19 protein-coding genes are annotated in these 20,272 nt (G+C 68.7%); 15 read left to right on the top strand and 4 right to left on the bottom strand.

Annotated features, from left to right (window positions below):
• Positions 1–9: 9 nt before the first annotated feature.
• Both BDK63_RS07135 and cyoE read left to right on the top strand, forming a co-directional pair.
• Positions 10–1,068 carry a COX15/CtaA family protein gene (locus BDK63_RS07135; RefSeq protein WP_183330697.1) on the top strand — a complete coding sequence of 353 codons (1,059 nt, stop codon included), beginning with the start codon at positions 10–12 and terminating at the stop codon, positions 1,066–1,068.
• A complete protein-coding gene (gene cyoE, locus BDK63_RS07130; RefSeq protein ID WP_183330674.1) occupies positions 1,061–1,993 on the top strand; it encodes a heme o synthase in 933 nt (310 codons plus the stop codon). The genes BDK63_RS07135 and cyoE overlap by 8 nt, the downstream gene beginning before the upstream one ends.
• 75 nt (positions 1,994–2,068) lie before the next feature.
• On the opposite strand, the gene BDK63_RS07125 is transcribed toward cyoE, so the two are convergent.
• Positions 2,069–3,526, bottom strand: coding sequence for an SLC13 family permease (locus tag BDK63_RS07125; RefSeq protein ID WP_183330673.1), 1,458 nt, complete (start codon positions 3,524–3,526; stop codon positions 2,069–2,071).
• 213 nt (positions 3,527–3,739) lie between these two features.
• Between BDK63_RS07125 and cysQ the strand changes: the two genes are divergently transcribed.
• From cysQ to ihfA, 10 genes are all read left to right on the top strand, one after another.
• Entirely contained in the window at positions 3,740–4,528 is a 789-nt protein-coding gene (gene cysQ / locus BDK63_RS07120) for a 3'(2'),5'-bisphosphate nucleotidase CysQ (RefSeq protein ID WP_183330672.1), read from the top strand.
• Between the two features lie 79 nt (positions 4,529–4,607).
• Positions 4,608–5,075 carry a DUF2489 domain-containing protein gene (locus BDK63_RS07115; protein WP_183330671.1) on the top strand — a complete coding sequence of 156 codons (468 nt, stop codon included), beginning with the start codon at positions 4,608–4,610 and terminating at the stop codon, positions 5,073–5,075.
• A 252-nt stretch (positions 5,076–5,327) separates the two neighbouring features.
• Entirely contained in the window at positions 5,328–5,984 is a 657-nt protein-coding gene (locus BDK63_RS07110) for an OmpA family protein (RefSeq protein WP_183330670.1), read from the top strand.
• 268 nt (positions 5,985–6,252) lie between these two features.
• Complete coding sequence (gene thrS, locus BDK63_RS07105; RefSeq protein ID WP_183330669.1) at positions 6,253–8,151, top strand: threonine--tRNA ligase; 1,899 nt, start codon at positions 6,253–6,255, stop codon at positions 8,149–8,151.
• A gap of 33 nt (positions 8,152–8,184) precedes the next feature.
• Positions 8,185–8,724, top strand: a complete 540-nt coding sequence (gene infC, locus BDK63_RS07100) for a translation initiation factor IF-3 (protein WP_343065287.1) — start codon at positions 8,185–8,187, stop codon at positions 8,722–8,724.
• A gap of 87 nt (positions 8,725–8,811) precedes the next feature.
• Entirely contained in the window at positions 8,812–9,006 is a 195-nt protein-coding gene (gene rpmI, locus BDK63_RS07095; protein WP_023006837.1) for a 50S ribosomal protein L35, read from the top strand.
• 35 nt (positions 9,007–9,041) lie between these two features.
• Positions 9,042–9,395 (top strand): 50S ribosomal protein L20, encoded by a 354-nt coding sequence (rplT, locus tag BDK63_RS07090; RefSeq protein WP_183330667.1) that lies wholly within the window; start codon positions 9,042–9,044, stop codon positions 9,393–9,395.
• Between the two features lie 122 nt (positions 9,396–9,517).
• Positions 9,518–10,537, top strand: a complete 1,020-nt coding sequence (pheS, locus tag BDK63_RS07085; protein WP_183330666.1) for a phenylalanine--tRNA ligase subunit alpha — start codon at positions 9,518–9,520, stop codon at positions 10,535–10,537.
• A 34-nt stretch (positions 10,538–10,571) separates the two neighbouring features.
• Positions 10,572–12,953 (top strand): phenylalanine--tRNA ligase subunit beta, encoded by a 2,382-nt coding sequence (gene pheT / locus BDK63_RS07080; RefSeq protein ID WP_183330665.1) that lies wholly within the window; start codon positions 10,572–10,574, stop codon positions 12,951–12,953.
• 72 nt (positions 12,954–13,025) lie between these two features.
• Positions 13,026–13,328 (top strand): integration host factor subunit alpha, encoded by a 303-nt coding sequence (ihfA, locus tag BDK63_RS07075; RefSeq protein ID WP_183330664.1) that lies wholly within the window; start codon positions 13,026–13,028, stop codon positions 13,326–13,328.
• Between the two features lie 86 nt (positions 13,329–13,414).
• Here ihfA and BDK63_RS07070 read toward each other — a convergent pair whose 3' ends face one another.
• On the bottom strand, positions 13,415–13,624 hold the full coding sequence (locus tag BDK63_RS07070; RefSeq protein ID WP_183330663.1) for a DUF2788 domain-containing protein: 210 nt from the start codon (positions 13,622–13,624) through the stop codon (positions 13,415–13,417).
• A 167-nt stretch (positions 13,625–13,791) separates the two neighbouring features.
• Here BDK63_RS07070 and BDK63_RS07065 point away from each other — a divergent pair, with 167 nt between their 5' ends.
• A complete protein-coding gene (locus tag BDK63_RS07065; RefSeq protein WP_183330662.1) occupies positions 13,792–14,256 on the top strand; it encodes a flavodoxin in 465 nt (154 codons plus the stop codon).
• 1 nt (position 14,257) lies between these two features.
• Positions 14,258–14,626, top strand: coding sequence for a hypothetical protein (locus BDK63_RS07060; protein ID WP_183330661.1), 369 nt, complete (start codon positions 14,258–14,260; stop codon positions 14,624–14,626).
• 184 nt (positions 14,627–14,810) lie between these two features.
• Here BDK63_RS07060 and ppnN read toward each other — a convergent pair whose 3' ends face one another.
• Positions 14,811–16,172: a nucleotide 5'-monophosphate nucleosidase PpnN gene (gene ppnN / locus BDK63_RS07055; RefSeq protein ID WP_221202542.1), complete on the bottom strand. Its 1,362-nt coding sequence runs from the start codon at positions 16,170–16,172 to the stop codon at positions 14,811–14,813.
• Between the two features lie 98 nt (positions 16,173–16,270).
• On the opposite strand from ppnN, the gene BDK63_RS07050 reads away from it, so the two are divergent.
• On the top strand, positions 16,271–17,185 hold the full coding sequence (locus BDK63_RS07050) for a LysR family transcriptional regulator (protein WP_183330660.1): 915 nt from the start codon (positions 16,271–16,273) through the stop codon (positions 17,183–17,185).
• Positions 17,186–17,298: 113 nt separating this feature from the next.
• On the opposite strand, the gene gcvP is transcribed toward BDK63_RS07050, so the two are convergent.
• Entirely contained in the window at positions 17,299–20,193 is a 2,895-nt protein-coding gene (gcvP, locus tag BDK63_RS07045; RefSeq protein ID WP_183330659.1) for an aminomethyl-transferring glycine dehydrogenase, read from the bottom strand.
• Between the last annotated feature and the right edge of the window lie 79 nt (positions 20,194–20,272).

Raw genomic sequence — 20,272 nt, 5'->3', positions numbered from 1 at the left:
GAGGTGACGATGAGCGATTCGCGGCGCCGGGTGCGCCTGCTGTTGACCCTGAGCCTGGTCGGGGTGCTGTTCACCATCGGGGTGATCCTGGTGGGCGTCTGGACCCGCCTGGTCGACGCGGGCCTGGGCTGTCCCGACTGGCCGGGCTGCTACGGGCGGCTGGTGGTGCCCGACGAGACCCGCGCCCTGGCGCATAGCCCCGATGCGCCGCTGGAGAGCTTCAAGGCCTGGGTCGAGATGGTCCACCGCTATGTGGCCTCGACCCTGGGGTTGCTGGTGATCGCCTTGGTCGTGCTGGGCGCGCCGCTGCGGCGGCGTGCCGACTACCCCTGGGGGGTCAGCCTGGCGCTGCTCGGGGTGATCCTGCTGCAGGGCGCCTTCGGGGCCTTCACCGTGACCCTCAAGCTGTGGCCCCAGGTGGTCACCATGCACCTGCTGGGCGGCCTCTCGGTGATGCTGCTGTTCCTCTGGCTGCACCTGCGGCTGCGGCGCTTCGCCGCCGGCAGGCTGACCCTGGGTGGGGTGGCAGCGCCGCGCCGCCCGCTGACCCCGCTGTGGGCCCTGGCCATGCTGCTGCTGGTGGGGCAGCTGGCGCTGGGTGGCTGGGTCTCCAGCAACTATGCGGGGATCGCCTGCCAGGGCTTTCCCACCTGCAACGGCCAGTGGTGGCCGGCCATGGACTGGAGCGAGGGGTTCCACCTGACCCAGAGCGTGGGGCCCAACTACCTGCACGGCCAGCTGCATGCCGATGCCCGCACGGCCATCCAGTTCGCCCATCGGCTGGGGGCCCTGGCCCTGGGCCTGGTCCTGCTGCTGCTGGCGCTGCGCCACTGGCACGAGGCCCGGCTGCGCCCCTGGCTGGGCGGCCTGGTCGGCGTGTTCGTGGTGCAGCTGGGGCTCGGCATCGCCAACGTGCTGCTGTGGCTGCCGCTCTGGCTGGCCCTGCTGCACACCGCCGGGGCGGTGGCCCTGGTGGTGATGATGGCACTGGCCGTCTGGGGCTGGCGCGAGTCGGCCCCGCAGGCCGCCAAACAACAAACGGTAGAGAAGGAGTGGGCCCATGTCTGAGGCTGTGACATCTCGAGCGGAACTGGAGCGGGCCGACCTGCTGGCATCGGCGGACTGGGGGTGGCGTGACCTGGTGACGCTGTGCAAGCCCCGGGTGGTGGTGGTCATGCTGGTCTGTGCCCTGGTGGGCATGGCGCTGGCGCGGCCGGTGCTGCCCTCGCTGGCGGTGGTGTTCTTCGGGCTGGCCGGCATCGGCCTGGCCGCGGGTGGGGCGGCGGCCTTCAACCACGTGGTGGATCGTCGCCTGGATGCCATGATGCTCAGGACCTCGCGACGGCCGCTGGCGGCCCGGCGGATGCCCAGCGCGGTGGCGCTGGCCTGGGCCACGCTGCTCTCGGTGGCGGGCATCGGGCTGCTGGTCTGGCAGGTCAATGCGCTGACCGCCTGGCTGACCCTGGGCTCGCTGATCGGCTATGCGCTGGTCTACACCGCCTTCCTCAAGCATGCCACGCCGCAGAACATCGTGATCGGCGGGGTGGCGGGCGCGGCGCCGCCGCTGCTGGGCTGGACGGCGGTGACCGGGCAGCTCGGCCCGGAGCCGCTGCTGCTGATGCTGATCGTGTTCGCCTGGACGCCGCCGCACTTCTGGGCCCTGGCGCTGCACAAGCGCGACGAGTATGCACGGGCCGGCGTACCCATGCTGCCGGTGACCCACGGCGAGGCCTTCACCCGGCTCCAGGTGTGGCTCTACGGCTGGCTCACCGTGGCGGTGACGCTGATGCCCTTCGCCATCGGCATGAGCGGCGCTGTCTACCTGGTGGGGATCGCGGTGCTCAACGCCCGCTTCATGTTCTGGAACTGGCAGGTCTGGCGCGGCCAGGACCCCCGCGCGCCGCTGGCCGCCTTCTGGTTCTCGATTCGCTACATCCTCGGCGTCTTCGGGGTGCTGCTGCTCGACCACTACGCGCTGGCCTGGACGCTGTGACGCGCGACCTGCCCCATGACGCAGGAAGCCCGGCATGTTGCCGGGCTTCCTGCTTCCGGGCGGAGTGACCCCGGGTCACCAGAGGGTGATGATCAGGAAGTAGGCCATCAGGGTCACCAGCACGGTGCTGATCAGGTTGAGGGCGAAGCCGGCACGGATCATCGACTGGATCTTCATGTGGCCGGTGCCGAACACGATGGCATTGGGCGGTGTGGCGACGGGCATCATGAAGGCGCAGCTGGCGGCGATGGCGGCCGGCACGGTGATCAGCAGCGGCGAGATGTCCAGCGACAGGGCCAGGGCACCGAGCAGCGGCAGGAAGGCGGCCGCGGTGGCGGTGTTGGAGGTCACCTCGGTGAGGAAGATGATCACCAGCACCACGATGCCGATCATCAGCAGCAGCGGGAAGGTCCCGAACACCCCCAGCTGGGCGGCAATCCGTTCGGCGAGGCCCGTGCGGGTGATGGTGCCGGCCAGGGCCAGGCCGCCGCCGAACAGCAGCAGGATGCCCCAGGGCAGCTTCTGGGCCTCCTCCCAGACCATCAGCCGTTCGCCGTCCCCGCGTCCGCTGGGCACCAGGAACAGCGCGATGCCGGCGGCGATGGCGATGCCGGTGTCCGAGAGCCAGCCGAGCCCGAGGTCGTTGAGCAGCGGTCGCACCACCCAGGCCACCGCGGCGAGCGAGAAGATCACGCCGACGCGGGTCTCGGCGGTGCTCATGGGACCGATCCGCTCGAGCTCGTCGTGGACCATGCCGGCGCTGCCGCCCCCGCTCGCCAGCGAGAAGCCGCGACGGGTCAGCCACCACCAGGCGGCGGCCATCATGGCGATGCTGATCGGCAGGCCGATGACCATCCACTGGGCGAAGCCGATGTCGATGCCGCGGTCCTCGGCCAGGTAGCCGGCCAGCAGGGCGTTGGGCGGCGTGCCGATCAGGGTGGCGACGCCGCCGATGCTGGCCGAGTAGGCGATGGCCAGCAGCAGGGCGGTCGCATAGCGCTTCAGCTCCTCGGGGTCGGTGTCGCCCAGCAGGGCGATCACCGACATGCCGATGGGCAGCATCATGATCGCCGTGGCGGTGTTGGAGACCCACATGCTGAGGAAGCCGGTGGCGATCATGAAGCCGCCGATCTGGCGCCGCGGCTGGGGACCGACCAGCTTCAGCACGTGCAGGGCGAGGCGCCGGTGCAGGTTCCAGCGCTGCATGGCGATCCCCAGCAGGAAGCCGCCCAGGAACAGGTAGATGATCGGGTTGGCGTAGCTGCCCGCCGCCTCGCCCATGCTGCCGAGGCCCAGCGCCGGCACCAGCACCAGCGGGAGCAGCGAGGTGACCGGGATCGGGATGGCCTCGGTGGACCACCAGGTGGCCATCAGCAGCGCCATGCCCACGCAGGCCCAGGCGGGGTCGCTCATCCCCTCGGGGGCGGGCAGCAGCAGGGTGGCCAGCAGCAGCAGGGGCCCCAGCCAGAGGCCGATGCGTCCGGCGGTGGAGGGGCCCGGTACCTTGTCGGGAGCGTCGTCGCGGGTCTGCATGGTGACTCCTTCAGCAGGATGGGCGTCGCAGGCGACGCGGCGCATTCTACTTAAGTTGTAGCCGGTGGAAAGCGCCGCCGAGTTAGCCTTTCGTCTAATGTCGGCGCCCCATTCGTGACGCCGAGGAACCCCGGTCGAGGGCGGGCTGGCGGTCGGCCCGATCTTTTGTCAGAGTCGTCCAACGCCCCCCATACCGCCATGGAAGCCGCGCCCATGAACCCGCCCCTTCCCCGCCTCGACAGCCTGGAAGCACTCTGCGTGGAGGCCGGCCGCACGATCCTGGCCGTCCGCGAGCGTGCCTTCCGGGTCGAACTCAAGGCCGACCAGAGCCCGGTCACCGCGGCGGACCTGGCCGCCCATCGCTGCCTGAGCGAGGGGCTGCGGACGCTCTCCGACCTGCCGCTGCTCTCCGAGGAGGGGGAGGCGACCCCCTGGCAGGAGCGACGCCGGTGGACGCGTTTCTGGCTGATCGACCCGCTGGACGGCACGCGGGAGTTCGTCGACGGCTTCGATGACTTCACGGTCAACGTGGCGCTCATCGAGTCGGGGCGTGCCGTGCTGGGGGTGGTGCATGCCCCGGCCGCCGGGATCAGCTGGGCGGGCGGTGCCGGGCGAGGGGCCTGGCGCTGGTCGGGGGGGCGCTGCGAGCCCATCCGGGTGGCGCCCCGCTGGCCGCCCCGCGTGCTGGCCAGCCGAGCCCACCTCGATCCCCGGACCCGCGAGTGGGTGGCGGCGATTCCCGGGGCACAGCTGGAACGCTGCGGCAGCTCGGTGAAGTTCTGCCGCATCGCCGAGGGGGCGGCCGACCTCTACCCGCGTTTCTCGCCGACCTGCCAGTGGGACACCGCCGCCGGCCAGGCGGTGCTGGAGGGCGCCGGCGGGGTGGTGCTGGCGGTCGAGGGGCTCGCGCCGCTGCGCTGCGACCAGGGCGCCAGCCTGGTCAATGGCCACTTCATCGCCTGCGCGGATGGCCGCTGGGTCTCGCGGCTGCCGCCCGCGTGAGGGACGGGTTTGGGTGCAACGCGCCGCGAGGGTAGAATGGTTCTCAGTTGATATCCACTTCCCTTTCCCGGATACCTCGATGACGACGACTACTGTACTGATCCTGTCCGGTGTGGCCCTGGCGATCATCGCCGGCCTTGCCGCCTATGCCTTCACCCTGTGGCGGGAGGTGCGACGTCGCCGCGCCTTCCGTGTCGAGGAGGAGCAGCGAGCCCACGAGAACTGCCTCGAGAACCTGGAGCTGGTGGCCTCGGCCCTGCTGCAGGAGCAGGTCGACGTGACGGAGGGATCCTGGCGCTGCAAGGTGCTGCTGGAGATCCTCGATTCGCGCCTGCTCGAGCGCGACGCCTTCCGGCCCTTCGGCGAGGTGCATGCCCGGACCCGTCACCTGCATACCCATGACGCGCGCATGGCGCTCTCACCCAAGGAGCGCTTCAAGGAGGACCGCGAGCGCCTGGCCGTGGAGGACGAGCTGCGTGGCGCGGTGCTCGAGGCGGCCAGGGCCGCGCTGGAGTTCCGCCGCGGCTGGCCGGGCAGCCTGCACTGAGGCGCCCATCGCCCGTGTCGCCTGGCTCACGTTCTGCTAACTTCAACGGAAGACGATTGAAAGATATGGCGCGGTGCTGCAAGCTTGGCAGCGTGCCATGGGTGGCTGGCACTCGAACGCTTTTGTCGTGTCGCCACCGCACGTCGTCGTGGGCCATGGAATGCCGACCCGCGCCGGCCGATCGTTCGGGATCACCGGGGCGGTGGGAGTGACGCCGCCCTCGGGAACAGTGTCAAACAAGGAGTTTGAAAAATGAAAAAATCTACGACTGGCTTGCTGCTCGGTTCTGCCCTGGTGGTCGGCCTCGCCGGCTGCGCCACTCCCAACACCGACCCCTCCTCCGACCGTCCCTGGTACCAGCAGCCCGTGGTGTGCGGCATCGCCGGTGGCCTGATCGGCGGCAGCATCGGCTATGCCACCAGCGGCAGCTCCGATGAAGAGGAAGGTGCCGCCACCGGTACCGTCGCCGGTGCCGCCCTGGGGGCCATGCTGTGTGCCGACCGCTCGCCGGAGCCGGTGGCCGAGCCCGAGCCGATGCCCGAGCCCGAGCCCGAGCCGGTGCCCACGTTCGAGCCGGTGACCCTGCAGAGCGACGTCACCTTCGCCTTCGATTCCTCCGAGCTGCGCCCCGGTGCCGCCGCCGAGCTGAACCAGGTGGCCAACACCCTGCGCAACAACCCCGAGGTTCGCGTGATCATTGCCGGTCACACCGACTCAGTCGGCTCCAACGAGTACAACCAGGGCCTGTCCCAGCGTCGTGCGGATTCCGTGCGTGACTACCTGGTCTCCCAGGGCGTCGCCAACGGCCGCATGCGTACCGTGGGCTACGGCGAGGAGCGTCCGGTCGCCACCAACGAGACCGACGAAGGCCGTGCCATGAACCGTCGGGTGGAGATCAGCAGCCAGTAAGCCGGCCGCCGAGAAACCCGATCGAGCCTGACGGCTCGCGCACAGGGGCGCCTTCGGGCGCCCCTGCTGCGTTGGGGCAGGATGGCACCGGGCCGCGCGCTTCTGGTATGGTACTGCCTCGCCGCGCCAGGCCGGCACCGTCTCACTCCCGTCGCCACGACGCGCCGGGTCGTGAAGGTCGGCAGCGGGCGGCGCCTCACCCTTCATTCCCGTTCAACGCGACATGTGGTCTTTCGTATGGGCCACCACTGCGCACAAGGACTCCTTCATGCCCATCGTGACCCTGCCCGACGGCAGCCAGAGACCCTTCGACGAACCGATCACCGTGATGCAGCTCGCCGAGAGCATCGGCCCCGGCCTGGCCAAGGCCTGCGTGGCCGGCAAGATCGATGGCGTGGCGGTGGATGCCGCCGATGTCATCGACCGTGACGCCGAGGTGGCGATACTCACGGCCCGCGACCCCGAGGGCCTGGAGGTCATTCGCCACTCCTGCGCCCACCTCATCGGCCATGCGGTCAAGCAGCTCTATCCCGAGGCCAGGATGGCCATCGGCCCGGTCATCGAGGACGGCTTCTACTACGACATCGATTTCGGCCGCTCCGTCACCCCGGAGGACCTCGAGGCCATCGAGAAGCGCATGAAGCAGCTGATCGACCAGGACTACGATGTGGTCCGCGAGTATGTCGATCGTGACAAGGCCATGCTCACCTTCCTGCACCGCGACGAGACCTACAAGCAGGAGATCGTCCGTGAGATCCCGGAAGGCGAGACCATCCGCCTCTACCACCATGAAGAGTACACCGACATGTGCCGGGGGCCCCATGTGCCCAAAACCCGGCACCTGAAGGCCTTCAAGCTCACCAAGCTGGCCGGCGCCTACTGGCGGGGCGACGCCACCAAGCCGATGCTGACCCGCATCTACGGCACTGCCTGGCCCGACAAGAAGCAGCTCAAGGCCTACCTCAAGCGCCTCGAGGAGGCCGAGAAGCGCGACCACCGCAAGCTGGCCAGGAAGATGGACCTCTTCCACCTCCAGGAGGAGGCCCCGGGCATGGTGTTCTGGCATCCCAACGGCTGGACCATGTACCAGGCCCTGGAGCAGTACATGCGCCGGGTGCAGGTCGAGAACGGCTACCAGGAGATCCGGACGCCCCAGGTGGTGGACCTCTCGCTGTGGAAGAAGTCCGGCCACTGGGGCCACTACAGCGACCTGATGTTCACCACCGAGTCCGAGAAGCGCGAGTACGCCGTCAAGCCCATGAACTGCCCCTGCCACGTGCAGGTGTTCAACCAGGGGCTGAAGAGCTACCGGGACCTGCCGCTGCGCCTGGCCGAGTTCGGCAGCTGCCACCGCAACGAGCCGTCCGGCTCGCTGCACGGCCTGATGCGGGTGCGCGCCTTCACCCAGGACGACGCCCATATCTTCTGCACCGAGAAGCAGATCCAGGCCGAGGCCGAGGCCTTCATCGCCCTGACCCTCAAGGTCTACCAGGAGCTCGGCTTCGACGACGTGGAGCTCAAGCTCTCCACCCGCCCCGATGACTTCCTCGGCGAGCCCGAGATGTGGGACCGGGCCGAGGCAGGCCTCGAGGCGGCGCTGAACGCCACCGGGCTCGAATGGGAGCTGCAGCCGGGCGAGGGCGCCTTCTACGGGCCCAAGATCGAGTTCTCCCTGCGCGACTGTCTCAATCGGGTCTGGCAGTGTGGTACCCTGCAGCTCGACTTCAACCTGCCGGGTCGCCTCGGCGCCCAGTTCGTCGACGAGGACGGGGCCCGCAAGACCCCGGTCATGCTGCACCGGGCGATCCTGGGCTCCTTCGAGCGCTTCCTCGGCATCCTGATCGAGCACTACGCCGGAGCCATGCCGCTGTGGCTGGCGCCTCAGCAGGCGGTGATCCTCAATATCACCGATGCGCAGCGCGACTACGTCCTCGATCTCGAGCAGCGGCTGCAGAAAATCGGCCTTCGCGTCAGGGCGGACTTGAGGAACGAGAAGATCGGCTTTAAAATCCGCGAGCATACGTTGCAGAAAGTTCCCTATCTCCTCGTGGTGGGAGATAAGGAAGTCGAGGCCGACTCGGTGGCCGTGCGGACACGCAGCGGCGAGGATCTTGGCACCATGCGGGTCGATGACCTCATCGAGCGTCTGAACGCCGAACTCGGCTGACGACATCGTCAATCGTCTTAAGGAGACTGAGCGATCAAGCGAAGCAACCCAAGAGGGCGCGTCCAGGATAAGCGCCCCCCGATGAACGAGCGCATTACCGAGGATCAGGTTCGCCTGATCGATAGCGACGGCGAGCAGCTGGGCATCGTGCCCACCAGTGATGCACTGGAGCGTGCCGAAGCCGCGGGAATGGACCTCGTGCAGATTTCCAACGCCGATCCGATCGTCTGCAAGATCATGGACTACGGCAAGTTCGTCTTCGAGCAGAAGAAGCAGAAGGCTGCCCAGAAGAAGAAGACGAAGCAGATTCAGGTCAAGGAAGTCAAGTTCCGGCCTGGCACCGACGAGGGCGATTATCAGGTCAAGCTGAAAAACCTGATCCGCTTCCTCGAAGGTGGCGACAAGGGCAAGGTCACGCTGCGCTTCCGCGGTCGTGAGATGGCGCATCAGGACCTCGGCCGCAAGCTGATGGAACGGATCGCCGCCGATCTCGAGGAGATCGGGACCGTGGAGTCCTTCCCGAAGATGGAAGGGCGCCAGATGATCATGATCATTGCCCCCAAGAAGAAGTGATCCGACGGCCAGTCCAACGGGCGGAAGGCGTCCTCGCCTTCCGTCGGCCCCGGGTTTTCTCAAGAAACCTCGAGCGGAGTCAAACTCATGCCGAAAATCAAGAGCAACAGTGGCGCTGCCAAGCGCTTCAAGAAGACGGCCAACGGCTTCAAGCACAAGCAGTCGTTCCGTAGCCACATCCTGACCAAGAAGTCCACCAAGCGGAAGCGTCATCTGCGCGGCATGAAGCAGATCCACGACGCCGACAAGGCGCTCATCCAGCGGATGCTGCCCAACCTGTAACCCTTGGTAGACCCATTCATCGTCAGGAGTAAGCTATGACTCGTGTCAAGCGTGGCGTCGTTGCACGTCGCCGTCACAAGAAGATTCTCAAGCAGGCCAAGGGCTACTACGGTGCCCGCAGCCGCGTGTTCCGCGTCGCCAAGCAGGCCGTCATCAAGGCCGGCCAGTATGCGTACCGCGACCGCCGCCAGCGCAAGCGTCAGTTCCGCGCCCTGTGGATCCAGCGCATCAATGCCGGTGCCCGTCTGCACGGTCTCTCCTACAGCCGCTTCGTCGGCGGCCTCAAGAAGGCCGGTATCGAGATCGACCGCAAGGTCCTGGCGGACCTGGCCGTGAACGAGAAGGCGGCCTTTGCTGCCATCGTCGAGAAGGCCAAGGCTGCCCAGTAAGTGACATCGTCAGGCAGTACCGTCCGGCCGCGGCCGGACGGTGGTTGACGTCGCAGGGGAAGAGCAGCCGCTCTTCCCCTGTTTTTTTTATGCTCAAGACCATCGAATTCGGAGCGCAACGGATGGACCATCTTCCCACTCTGGTCACCGAGGCCCGCCGGGCCATCCAGGCCGCCGACACCATCCCGGCCCTGGACGAGCTGCGCGTGCGCTACCTCGGCAAGAAGGGCGAGATCACCGCACTGCTCAAGGGCCTCGGCAAGCTGCCGGCCGCCGAGCGCCCGGCGGCCGGCGAACGGATCAACGAGGCCAAGCAGGCGCTCTTCGAGGAGCTCGAGGCCCGCCGCCAGGGGCTGGAGAAGGCCGCGCTGGAGGCACGCCTCGCCGCCGAACGCCTCGATGTAACCCTGCCGGGCCGCGGCCAGCCGAGCGGTGGCCTGCACCCGGTGACCCGCACCCTCGAGCGCATCGAAGGGCTCTTCACGCGCATCGGCTACGACGTGGCGGTGGGCCCGGAGATCGAGGACGACTACCACAACTTCGAGGCGCTCAATATCCCCGCCCACCATCCGGCGCGGGGCATGGCGGACACCTTCTACTTCGATGCCACCCGTCTGCTGCGCACCCACACCTCGCCGGTGCAGGTGCGGACCATGAAGGAGGGCAAGCTGCCGATCCGCGTGGTCTGTCCGGGGCGGGTCTATCGCAGCGACTCCGACCTGACCCACACCCCCATGTTCCACCAGGTGGAGGGGCTGCTGGTCGACGAGGACGTCAGCTTCGCCGACCTCAAGGGCACCATCGAGGATTTCCTGCACGCCTTCTTCGAGCGCGACGACCTCTCGGTCCGCTTCCGCCCATCCTATTTCCCCTTCACCGAGCCCTCCGCCGAGGTCGATATCCAGTGCGTGATGTGCTCGGGCGACGGCTGCCGGGTCTGCTCCCACAGCGGCTGGCTGGAGGTGATGGGCTGCGGCATGGTGCACCCGGAGGTGTTCCGCCACTCCGGCATCGACGCCGAGCGCTACAAGGGATTCGCCTTCGGCATGGGCGCCGAGCGCCTGGCGATGCTGCGCTACGGGGTCAACGACCTGCGGCTGTTCTTCGAGAACGATCTGCGCTTCCTCAGGCAGTTCGCCTGATCGTCCATCGCACCCGCACAACACAGGATATGTCATGAAATTTTCCGAACAGTGGCTGCGCGAATGGGTCTCGCCGCAGCTCGCGACCCAGGCGCTGGCCGACCAGATCACCATGGCCGGCCTCGAGGTGGATGCGGTGGAGCCCGTGGCGGCGGCCTTCGAGGGCGTGGTGGTGGCCGAAGTGCTGGAGAAGACCCAGCACCCCGACGCCGACAAGCTGAACGTCTGCCGGGTCGACGACGGCTCGGGCGAGCCGGTTCAGGTGGTCTGCGGCGCGCCGAACGTCGCGGTGGGGCAGAAGGTGCCCTTCGCGCGGGTCGGCGCCGTGCTGCCCGGCGACTTCACGATCAGGAAGGCCAAGCTGCGCGGCCAGGAGTCCCGCGGGATGATCTGCTCCGCCTCCGAGCTGGGCCTGGAGGAGGAGACCTCGCCGGGGATCCTCGAGCTGCCGGCCGCCGCGCCGGTAGGCGAGGGGTTCCGTGACTGGCTGAGGCTGGACGACCACACCATCGAGGTGGACCTGACGCCCAACCGCGGTGACTGCCTGAGCCTCATGGGCATGGCCCGCGAGGTCGGGGTGCTCAACCGCCTGCCGGTCCAGGGCCCGGCCATCGCCCCGGTGGCGGCCAGCCACGACGAGACCTTCCCGGTGCGCGTCGAGGACGCCGAACGCTGCCCGCGCTACCTGGGCCGGCTGATCAAGGGCGTCGACGTCGGCGCCGAGACCCCGCTGTGGATGGTGGAGCGGCTGCGTCGCAGCGGCATTCGCGCCATCGACCCGGTGGTGGATGTCACCAACTACGTGATGCTCGAGCTCGGCCAGCCCCTGCACGCCTTCGATCGCGCCCACCTGCACGGGGCCGTGGTGGTTCGCCTGGCCCGCGAGGGCGAGCGGCTGGTGCTGCTCGACGGCAAGGAGATCACCCTGGACGACGCGACCCTGGTGATCGCCGACGAGCGCGGCCCGCTGGCCATCGCCGGCGTGATGGGCGGCGAGCACTCCGGGGTGAACAGCGAGACCCGCGACATCTTCCTGGAGTCGGCCTACTTCTCGCCGCTGGCGGTGGCCGGCCAGGCGCGCTCCTATGGCCTGCATACCGACGCCTCCCACCGCTTCGAGCGCGGTGTGGACCCGCGGCTGGCCCGCGAGGCGGCCGAGCGCGCCACGGCGCTGCTGCTCGAGATCACCGGCGGTGAGCCGGGGCCGCTGGTCGAGGTGGCCAGTGCCGAGCACCTGCCGGGCGAGCGCGAGGTGCACCTGCGGGCCGCCCGCCTCGAGCAGGCGCTGGGCAAGTCGCTGCCCGTCGACGAGGTGGCCGAGATCCTCGAGCGCCTGGGCATGGCCGTCGAGACCACCGACGAGGGGTGGCAGGCCCAGGCGCCGAGCTGGCGCTTCGACATCGCCATCGAGGAGGACCTGATCGAGGAGGTGGCGCGTATCCACGGCTACAACCGGCTTCCGGTGCGTCGCCCGGCGGCCCGGCTGGCGCTGCGCCCCGACCAGGAGGCACGCACGCCCCTGGCGCTGCTGCGTCGCCAGATGGTCGCCCGGGGCTACCAGGAGGCGGTGACCTACAGCTTCGTGGCCCCGGAGATGCAGCGGGCCCTGCTGCCCGAGGCGGTCTCACCGGTGCTGGCCAACCCGATCTCCAGCGACCTGTCGGTGATGCGGGCCAGCCTCTTCCCGGGGCTGGTGCGTGCCCTGCAGCACAACCTCAACCGCCAGCAGACCCGGGTGCGGCTGTTCGAGACCGGCCTGACCTTCCGCGGCGACCTCGATGCCCTGCACCAGACGCCCATGCTCGGGGCCCTGGTCTGCGGCTCGCGGGAGCCCGAGGGCTGGGCCGGCGCGAAGTCGCCGGTCGACTTCTTCGACCTCAAGGGTGACCTGGAGAGCCTGCTGGCCATGGGCGGCGAGCCCGAGGCGTGGCGCTTCGAGCCGGCCGAGCACTCGGCGCTGCATCCCGGCCAGTGTGCCAGGGTGCTGCATCGCGGCGAGGAGGCCGGCTGGATCGGCACCCTGCACCCGGCCGTGCGCGCCGAGCTGGGGCTGAAGGTGGATGCCGTGCTGTTCGAGGTGCGCCTCGATGCCCTGACCCATGGCCGCGTGCCGGCCTTCATGCCGCTCTCCCGCTACCCCGAGGTGCGTCGCGACCTGGCGTTCCTGGTCGACGAGGAGCTGCCGGTTCAGGCGCTGCTGGATACGCTGCGCGGGCAGGCCAGTGAATGGCTGACGGAGTGCCGGCTGTTCGACGTCTACCAGGGCAAGGGCGTGCCGGAGGGGCGCAAGAGCGTGGCGCTGGGCTTGACCTGGCAGCATCCTTCGCGCACGCTGAATGACGAGGAAATCAATCAGTTGGTCGATGCCATCGTCGCCGAGTCCCGTCAGCACCTGGGGGCGGAACTGCGCGGATGATCGCCGGACGCCCAGGCTCTCCGCTGGGTGGAGGTCGGTCGGCATGGCGGACCCCACTACGAGGGAGTGAACATGGGTGCACTGACCAAGGCGGAGCTGGCCGAACACCTGCATGCCGAACTTGGCCTCTCCAAGCGCGAGGCCAAGTCCATGGTGGAGGCCTTCTTCGAGGAGATCCGCGCCTGCCTGCGCGAGAACGAGCAGGTCAAGCTGTCGGGCTTCGGCAACTTCGACCTCCGCGACAAGCGCGAGCGGCCTGGTCGTAATCCCAAGACCGGCGAGGAGATCCCGATCTCGGCGCGGCGGGTGGTGACCTTCCGTCCTGGCCAGAAGCTCAAGAGCCAGGTCGAGGGCTACCGTGGGGAGGCGCCCTGACGCGAACCGTGACCCTGTGTCGGCATGAGCCCGTCAACGCGAAACGCCACCCCTCGGGGTGGCGTTTCGCGTGATCAGGGGCCAGGTCAGACGCCGCCGCCGTTCTCCAGTAGCCAGGTGATCACCACCTTGAAGACGTAGCCCAGCATCCCGGCGCCCAGCACCACGAAGAGCATGATGGTGCCGAACCGACCGGCGTTGGACTTCTTCGCCAGGTCCCAGATGATGAAGGCCATGAACAGGATCAGGCCGCCGATCATGATCGGGGTGATCCAGGCCTCGAAGGTCTGCTGCATGACGCCTCCGTGCAGGGGAAGGAAATGACCGACCATTATACTGGGTCTTTGCCGCGACCCGCAGGGCAACGGGTGCGACGAAATGCCCCGCCTCGCGTCTGGCAAGGATGCGGTCCGGCAATGCGTCGTGTTAGTATCCGAGTATTATTCTCAGGTAAATCCAAGACATGCCCATGCTGAAGATCTTCGTTGGAACCATGTATGGCGGCGCCCTCGACGTCGCCGAGCAGGTCAAGCCGCTGTTCGAGGAGGCCGGCTACGAGGTCGCCATCTTCGAGAACCCCTCCCTCGAGGACCTCACCGGGTCGCGCACCGACCTGGCGCTGTTCTGCGTCTCCACCACCGGCAGCGGCGACATCCCCGGCAACCTGCTGCCCTTCGCCCGCGCCCTGGACGAGCAGAGCCCCGGGCTGCCCTCGCTGCGCTACGGGCTGATCGCCCTGGGCGACAGCTCCTACGGCGAGACCTTCTGCGGCGCCGGCCGCCAGCTCGACGCGCTGCTCGAGGGCCAGGGCGCCCAGCGCCTGGGCGAACGACTGGAGATCGACGCCATGGAAACCTTCATGGCCGATGATGCCGCGCTGCCCTGGGTCGAGGAGTGGATCGAGACCCAGCAGCTGAAGGTGGCCTGAGGTGGGGGCCCAGCCGACCCCCGAGCGCCTCAGCCTGATGCTGGGGCTGGTGCTGCTGATGCTGGCCACGGTGCCGCGTTACCTGGCGGGGGGCCACGAGACCCGGCTCTCGCTGATCCTGATGGCCCTGGCCGTGGTGGCGGCCGTCGCTCTGGTCCACTGGCGGATGCTGGATGGCGAGGCCAGGCGACGCCTGCCCTCGCTGCTGGGCCGCCTGGGCGTGAGCCTGGTGGCCGGCCTGGCAGGCATGGGGCTCTACCACGCGCTGTTCACCGACTTCATCGGCTGGGAGCTGCTGCTCGCCCACGGCGCCACCCTGGGGCTGCTGCTCCACGCGCTGTGGCTGTGGGTTAGAGCGCCGAGCGCCTAGCGCCCGGCGCCCAGCTGAAGAGGCAACGGGCGGCTGGTGCTGAAGATACATGAAGAGAAACCCCGTCGGGCCTGGCCCGACGGGGTTTCTTCGTTGACGCGAGCATTATTGGCAGCGTCATCATCCTGCGGCGCTCGGCGCTCGGCGCTCGGCGCTCGGCGCTCGGCGCTCGGCGCTCGGCGCCTTACCCCAGCGTATAGCAGGGCACGTAGTCGCCCGAGAGCTTCATGCGCCCCTGGGCCACGAAGGAGTCGAGCAGCTCGTCGAGGCGGCGCATCAGCTCCGGTTCGGCGCTGAGCCGGAAGGGGCCGTGGGCCTTGATGGCGCGGATGCCCTGCTCCTTGACGTTGCCCGCCACGATGCCCGAGAAGGCGCGACGCAGGTTGGCGGCCAGCTCGTGGACCGGCTGCTGGCGATGCAGGGCCAGGCCGGCCATGGCCTCGTGGGTGGGCTCGAAGGTCTCCTGGAAGTGGCGGTCGATGGTCAGCCGCCAGTTGTAGTAGAAGGCGTCCTGGCGGGCGCGCCGGTAGTCGCCGACTTGGTCGATGCCCTTGCGCATGGTGCGCGCCACCTCGGTGGGGTCGTCGATGATGATGCGGTAGAGGCGGCGGACCTCCTCGCCGAGGGTGTAGGCCAGGAACTCGTCGATGCGCTGGAAGTAGTCGGCGCTGTCGGCGGGCCCGCTGAAGATCACCGGCAGCGCCATGTCGGCATTGTCGGGATGCAGCAGGATGCCGAGCAGGTAGAGGATCTCCTCGGCGGTGCCCACGCCGCCGGGGAAGACGATGATGCCGTGGCCCAGGCGCACGAAGGCCTCCAGGCGCTTCTCGATGTCCGGCATCACCACCAGCTCGTTGACGATGGGGTTGGGGGCCTCGGCGGCGATGATGCCGGGCTCCGAGACCCCCAGGTAGCGGCCCTCGCGCCGGCGCTGCTTGGCGTGGGCCACGTTGGCCCCCTTCATCGGGCCCTTCATGGCCCCGGGACCGCAGCCGGTGCAGATGTCCATCTCGCGCAGGCCGAGGTGGTAGCCCACGTCCTTGCTGTACTCGTACTCCTCCCGCGAGATCGAGTGGCCCCCCCAGCAGACCACCAGGCTCGGGTCCCGCCCCGGCTTCAGGGTGCCGGCCTTGCGCAGGATGTGGAACACCGCGTTGGTGGTCCCCTCGGCGGTGGAGAGGTCGAAGCGCTGGTGCCCCTGGATCTCGTTGTAGACGTAGACGATGTCGCGCAGCACGGCCGAGAGGTGCTCGCGGATGCCGCGGATCATCTTGCCGTCGACGAAGGCCTCGGCCGGGGCATTGGTGAGCTTGAGGCGCACGCCGCGGTCCTGGGGGACCACCTCGATGTCGAAGTCCGCGTAGGTCTCCATCAGCGCCACGCTGTCATCGGTGGGCGAGCCGCAGTTGAGCACGGCCAGGGCACAGCGGCGCAGCAGGTCGTGCAGGCCGCGCTTCGAGGTGTCGTGCAGGCGCGCCACCTCATGCTGGGAGAGGATCTCCAGGCTGCCTTCCGGCGAGATGATGCTGGAAATGGTGTCGGGCATTCAGGCGTCCTTGTCGTTCGGGGATAGCTAGGGGGATGCTATCACGCCCGGGGCGGGGGGAGTGCTAGAATGGGGCACCGCCAGCGACGTGCCACGCCATGTTCAACGCCCTCTACTTCCGCACCTTCATCACCCTGGTCGAGACCGGCAGCTTCACGCTGACGGCCCGTCGCCTCGAGATGACCCAGCCGGGCGTCAGCCAGCACGTGCGCAAGCTCGAGCAGTACCTCGACAAGCCGCTGCTCGAGCGCCATGGCCGCCGCTTCACGCTGACCGAGGCGGGTCGACGGGCCTACGACTATGCCCTGAAGCTGTTCGCCGAGCACGAGCAGTTCCGCCATTCGCTGGATGCCGATTCCCTCTACTCCGGCGACTGCCGCCTGGCCTCGCCGGGCAGCGTCGGGGTGATGCTCTATCCCTTCCTGCTGGGCCAGCAGCAGATGCATCCCGGCCTCACGGTGAGCTACAGCTTCGCCTTCAACCACGAGATCACCCAGGACGTGCAGGCCGGCCGCTACGACCTGGGCATCGTTACCGACCCGGTCCGCCACCCGGACCTCGAGGTCGAGCCCTGGCACCGCGAGCCGCTCTGCCTGGTGGTGCCTGCGGACTTTGCCGGCAGTGGCCTGGCCGACCTCATGGGCATCGGCTTCATCAACTACTCCGACGGCCTCAACCACGCCGGCGCCCTGCTGCGCAGCAACTTCCCGGAGGAGTTCCGCTCGATCAGTCACTTCCGCCGCCAGGGCTTCACCAACGAGGTGGGGATGGTGCTGGACGCGGTGGCCCGGGGGCTGGGGTTCACCGTGGTGTCGCGGCTGGTGCTGGAGACCTCGCCGTGGCAGCGCCAGGTGAAGGAGCTGGACCTGCCGGTGGCGGTCCACGAGACGCTGCACCTGGTGAGGCGCCGCGGCATGGAGATCCCGCGTCGCTATGTCCGCTTGCTGGAGGACTTCCGCGAGCAGCGCCGCCAGGCACTTTTCGGCTACAGCGAGCAGCCGGGCTTCGGTTGACAGTTCACCTGGTCAGAATCGAGGGAGCCAACGCAGCAGGCCCCGCCGATGGCGGGGCCTGCTGCGTTGAGGGACCGGGGCCGAGCGACCGGCGCTCGGGTCAGTCGCCTCGATCAGTCGCGATACTCGTCGATGCTCGGGCAGGAGCAGATCAGCTGACGGTCGCCGAAGACGTTGTCGACCCGGTTCACCGACGGCCAGACCTTGGCCGCCTTGACCGCTTCGGAGGGGAAGGCGCCGAGCTCGCGGGAGTAGGGGCGTGCCCAGCCCTCGTCCATCAGGTCGGCCATGGTGTGCGGGGCGTGGACCAGCGGGTTGTCGTCGGCCGGCCAGTCGCCGGCCTCGACGCGCTTGATCTCCTCGCGGATCGCGATCATGGCGTCACAGAAGCGATCGATCTCGTAGCGTGACTCCGACTCGGTGGGCTCGATCATCAGCGTGCCCGGTACCGGGAAGGACATGGTCGGGGCGTGGAAGCCGTAGTCCATCAGGCGCTTGGCGATGTCCTCCTCGCTGATGCCGGAGGCGGCCTTGAGCGGGCGGATGTCGATGATGCACTCGTGGGCCACGGTGCCGTTGCGTCCCTTGTAGAGCACGGGGTAGTGCTCGCCGAGACGGGCGGCGACGTAGTTGGCGTTGAGGATGGCGAGCTCGGTGGCCTCGCGCAGCCCCCGGGCCCCCATCATCTTGATGTAGGCCCAGGAGATCGGCAGGATCAGGGCGCTGCCGAAGGCCGCCGCCGAGACAGCGCCGCAGTCGGCGTTGACGCCCTCGATGGGGGTGACCACGTGGTTGGAGACGAAGGGCGCCAGGTGCGCCTTGACGCCGATCGGGCCCATGCCCGGGCCGCCGCCGCCGTGGGGAATGCAGAAGGTCTTGTGCAGGTTGAGGTGGCTCACGTCGCCGCCGAAGTCGCCGGGGCGGGTCAGGCCCACCTGGGCGTTCATGTTGGCGCCGTCCACGTACACCTGGCCGCCGTGGGCGTGCACGATCTCGCACACCTCGCGCACGCTCTCCTCGAAGACCCCGTGGGTGGAGGGGTAGGTGATCATGATCGCGGAGAGCCGCTCGCTGTGCTGCTCGGCCTTGGCCCGCAGGTCGTCCAGGTCCACGTTGCCGTGCGCGTCGCACTCCACCACCACCACCTTCATGGAGACCATCGCCGCGGAGGCGGGGTTGGTGCCGTGGGCGGAGCTGGGGATCAGGCAGACGTCGCGGTGACCCTCGCCGATGGACGCCTGGTAGCGGCGGATCGCCACCAGCCCGGCATACTCGCCCTGGGCGCCGGAGTTGGGCTGCATGGAGATATGGTCATAGCCGGTCACCTCCACCAGGAAGGCGGCCAGCTCGTCGATCATCTGCCGGTAGCCGGCCACCTGGTCGCGGGGCACGAAGGGGTGGACGTTGGCGAACTCCGGCCAGGTGATGGGGATCATCTCGCTGGTGGCGTTGAGCTTCATGGTGCAGGAGCCCAGCGGGATCATCGCGTGGGTCAGCGACAGGTCCTTGTTCTCCAGGCGCTTGAGGTAGCGCAGCATCTCGGTCTCGCTGCGGTAGCGCGTGAAGGTCGGGTGGGTCAGGAAGTCGCTCTCGCGGCGGCAGGCGGCGGGGATGCCGCCGAGCCCGTCCGCCACGGCGCGTTCGTCCAGGGTGCTGACCGACAGGCCATGCTCCTCGCCCAGCAGCACGTCGAACAGCACGTCCAGGTCGTGGGCGGTGGTGGTCTCGTCCAGGGTGACGCCCACGTCGCCGCCCGCGAAATAGCGCAGGTTGATCTCGTGGGTGAGGGCGCGACCGTGGAGCTTGCCGGCGTCCACGCCGGTCAGGCGCAGGGTGTCGAACCAGCTGTCGTGGGCCAGGGCCACGCCCTTCTCCTGCAGGCCCCGGGCCAGCAGGGTCGTCAGGCGGTGGATGCGCGAGGCGATGGTGCGCAGCCCCTCGGCGCCATGGTAGACGGCATAGAAGCCGGCGATATTGGCCAGCAGCGCCTGGGCGGTACAGATGTTGGAGGTGGCCTTCTCGCGGCGGATGTGCTGCTCGCGGGTCTGCATCGCCATGCGCAGCGCCTGGCCGCCGCGGACATCCCGGGAGACGCCGATGATGCGTCCGGGGATCGAGCGCTTGAGCTTGTCGGTGGTGGCGAAGAAGGCGGCGTGGGGGCCGCCGAAGCCCATCGGCACGCCGAAGCGCTGGCTGCTGCCGACCACGATGTCGGCGCCCAGCGCCCCGGGCTCCTTGAGCAGCACCAGCGACATGATGTCGGCGGCCACGCAGGTCATGATGTTGCGCTCTCGGGCGGCCTCGAGCAGCGGCGCCAGGTCGTGGACCCGGCCGCTCTCGCCGGGGTACTGCAGCAGGGCGCCGAAGACGTCGGCCCCGGCCAGCTCCTCGGCCGGGGCGACGATCAGCTCGAAGCCGAAGTAGGCCGCGCGGGTGCGCACCACGTCGAGGGTCTGGGGCAGCACGTCATCGGCGACAAAGAAGGCGTCGCTCTTCGTCTTCTTGTTGGCGCGCTTGCACAGCGCCATGGCTTCGGCGGCGGCAGTGGCCTCGTCCAGCAGGGAGGCGTTGGCGAGCTCCATGCCGGTGAGGTCCATGACCATCTGCTGGAAGTTGAGCAGCCCCTCCAGGCGGCCCTGGGCGATCTCCGGCTGGTAGGGGGTGTAGGCGGTGTACCAGCCCGGGTTCTCCAGCACGTTGCGCTGGATCACCGGCGGCAGGTGGGTGCCGTGGTAGCCCTGGCCGATGTAGCTCTTGAAGACCCGGTTCTGGCGTGCCAGGCGCTTGAGGTAGTCAAGCGCCTCGGCCTCGCTGCGCGGCGGGTCCAGCTCCAGTTCGCGGCCCAGGCGAATGTCCGCGGGCACGGTGCGCGCGATCAGGGTGTCCAGGCTCTCCATGTCCAGGCGCGCCAGCATGGTGGCGACGTCGTCGCGGCTGGGGCCGTTGTGGCGTTGGATGAAGTCGTCATGAGCGGCCAGTTCGGCCAGGCGGCGATTGTCGAGAGCCATGGGACACCCTGTGCGTGTGGATGCGCCGATCGGCAGCGGCGCGGGTCGGTAGACGGAACCCCGGCCGGGGGCCGGGGGA

The sequence above is a fragment of the Halomonas campaniensis genome (assembly GCF_014193375.1).
In the GTDB taxonomy this organism is placed as follows: domain Bacteria; phylum Pseudomonadota; class Gammaproteobacteria; order Pseudomonadales; family Halomonadaceae; genus Halomonas; species Halomonas campaniensis.
The sequence above is the reverse complement of the archived record's forward strand: the minus strand, read 5'-3'. Positions and strand labels throughout refer to the sequence as shown.

Bases quoted from the DNA above. Each gene is read 5' to 3' on its own strand.
- BDK63_RS07135 (WP_183330697.1), top strand. From the start codon at position 10: ATGAGCGATTCGCGGCGCCGGGTGCGCCTGCTGTTGACCCTGAGCCTG.
- cyoE (WP_183330674.1), top strand. From the start codon at position 1,061: ATGTCTGAGGCTGTGACATCTCGAGCGGAACTGGAGCGGGCCGACCTG.
- BDK63_RS07125 (WP_183330673.1), bottom strand. From the start codon at position 3,526: ATGCAGACCCGCGACGACGCTCCCGACAAGGTACCGGGCCCCTCCACC.
- cysQ (WP_183330672.1), top strand. From the start codon at position 3,740: ATGAACCCGCCCCTTCCCCGCCTCGACAGCCTGGAAGCACTCTGCGTG.
- BDK63_RS07115 (WP_183330671.1), top strand. From the start codon at position 4,608: ATGACGACGACTACTGTACTGATCCTGTCCGGTGTGGCCCTGGCGATC.
- BDK63_RS07110 (WP_183330670.1), top strand. From the start codon at position 5,328: ATGAAAAAATCTACGACTGGCTTGCTGCTCGGTTCTGCCCTGGTGGTC.
- thrS (WP_183330669.1), top strand. From the start codon at position 6,253: ATGCCCATCGTGACCCTGCCCGACGGCAGCCAGAGACCCTTCGACGAA.
- rpmI (WP_023006837.1), top strand. From the start codon at position 8,812: ATGCCGAAAATCAAGAGCAACAGTGGCGCTGCCAAGCGCTTCAAGAAG.
- rplT (WP_183330667.1), top strand. From the start codon at position 9,042: ATGACTCGTGTCAAGCGTGGCGTCGTTGCACGTCGCCGTCACAAGAAG.
- pheS (WP_183330666.1), top strand. From the start codon at position 9,518: ATGGACCATCTTCCCACTCTGGTCACCGAGGCCCGCCGGGCCATCCAG.
- pheT (WP_183330665.1), top strand. From the start codon at position 10,572: ATGAAATTTTCCGAACAGTGGCTGCGCGAATGGGTCTCGCCGCAGCTC.
- ihfA (WP_183330664.1), top strand. From the start codon at position 13,026: ATGGGTGCACTGACCAAGGCGGAGCTGGCCGAACACCTGCATGCCGAA.
- BDK63_RS07070 (WP_183330663.1), bottom strand. From the start codon at position 13,624: ATGCAGCAGACCTTCGAGGCCTGGATCACCCCGATCATGATCGGCGGC.
- BDK63_RS07065 (WP_183330662.1), top strand. From the start codon at position 13,792: ATGCCCATGCTGAAGATCTTCGTTGGAACCATGTATGGCGGCGCCCTC.
- ppnN (WP_221202542.1), bottom strand. From the start codon at position 16,172: ATGCCCGACACCATTTCCAGCATCATCTCGCCGGAAGGCAGCCTGGAG.
- BDK63_RS07050 (WP_183330660.1), top strand. From the start codon at position 16,271: ATGTTCAACGCCCTCTACTTCCGCACCTTCATCACCCTGGTCGAGACC.
- gcvP (WP_183330659.1), bottom strand. From the start codon at position 20,193: ATGGCTCTCGACAATCGCCGCCTGGCCGAACTGGCCGCTCATGACGAC.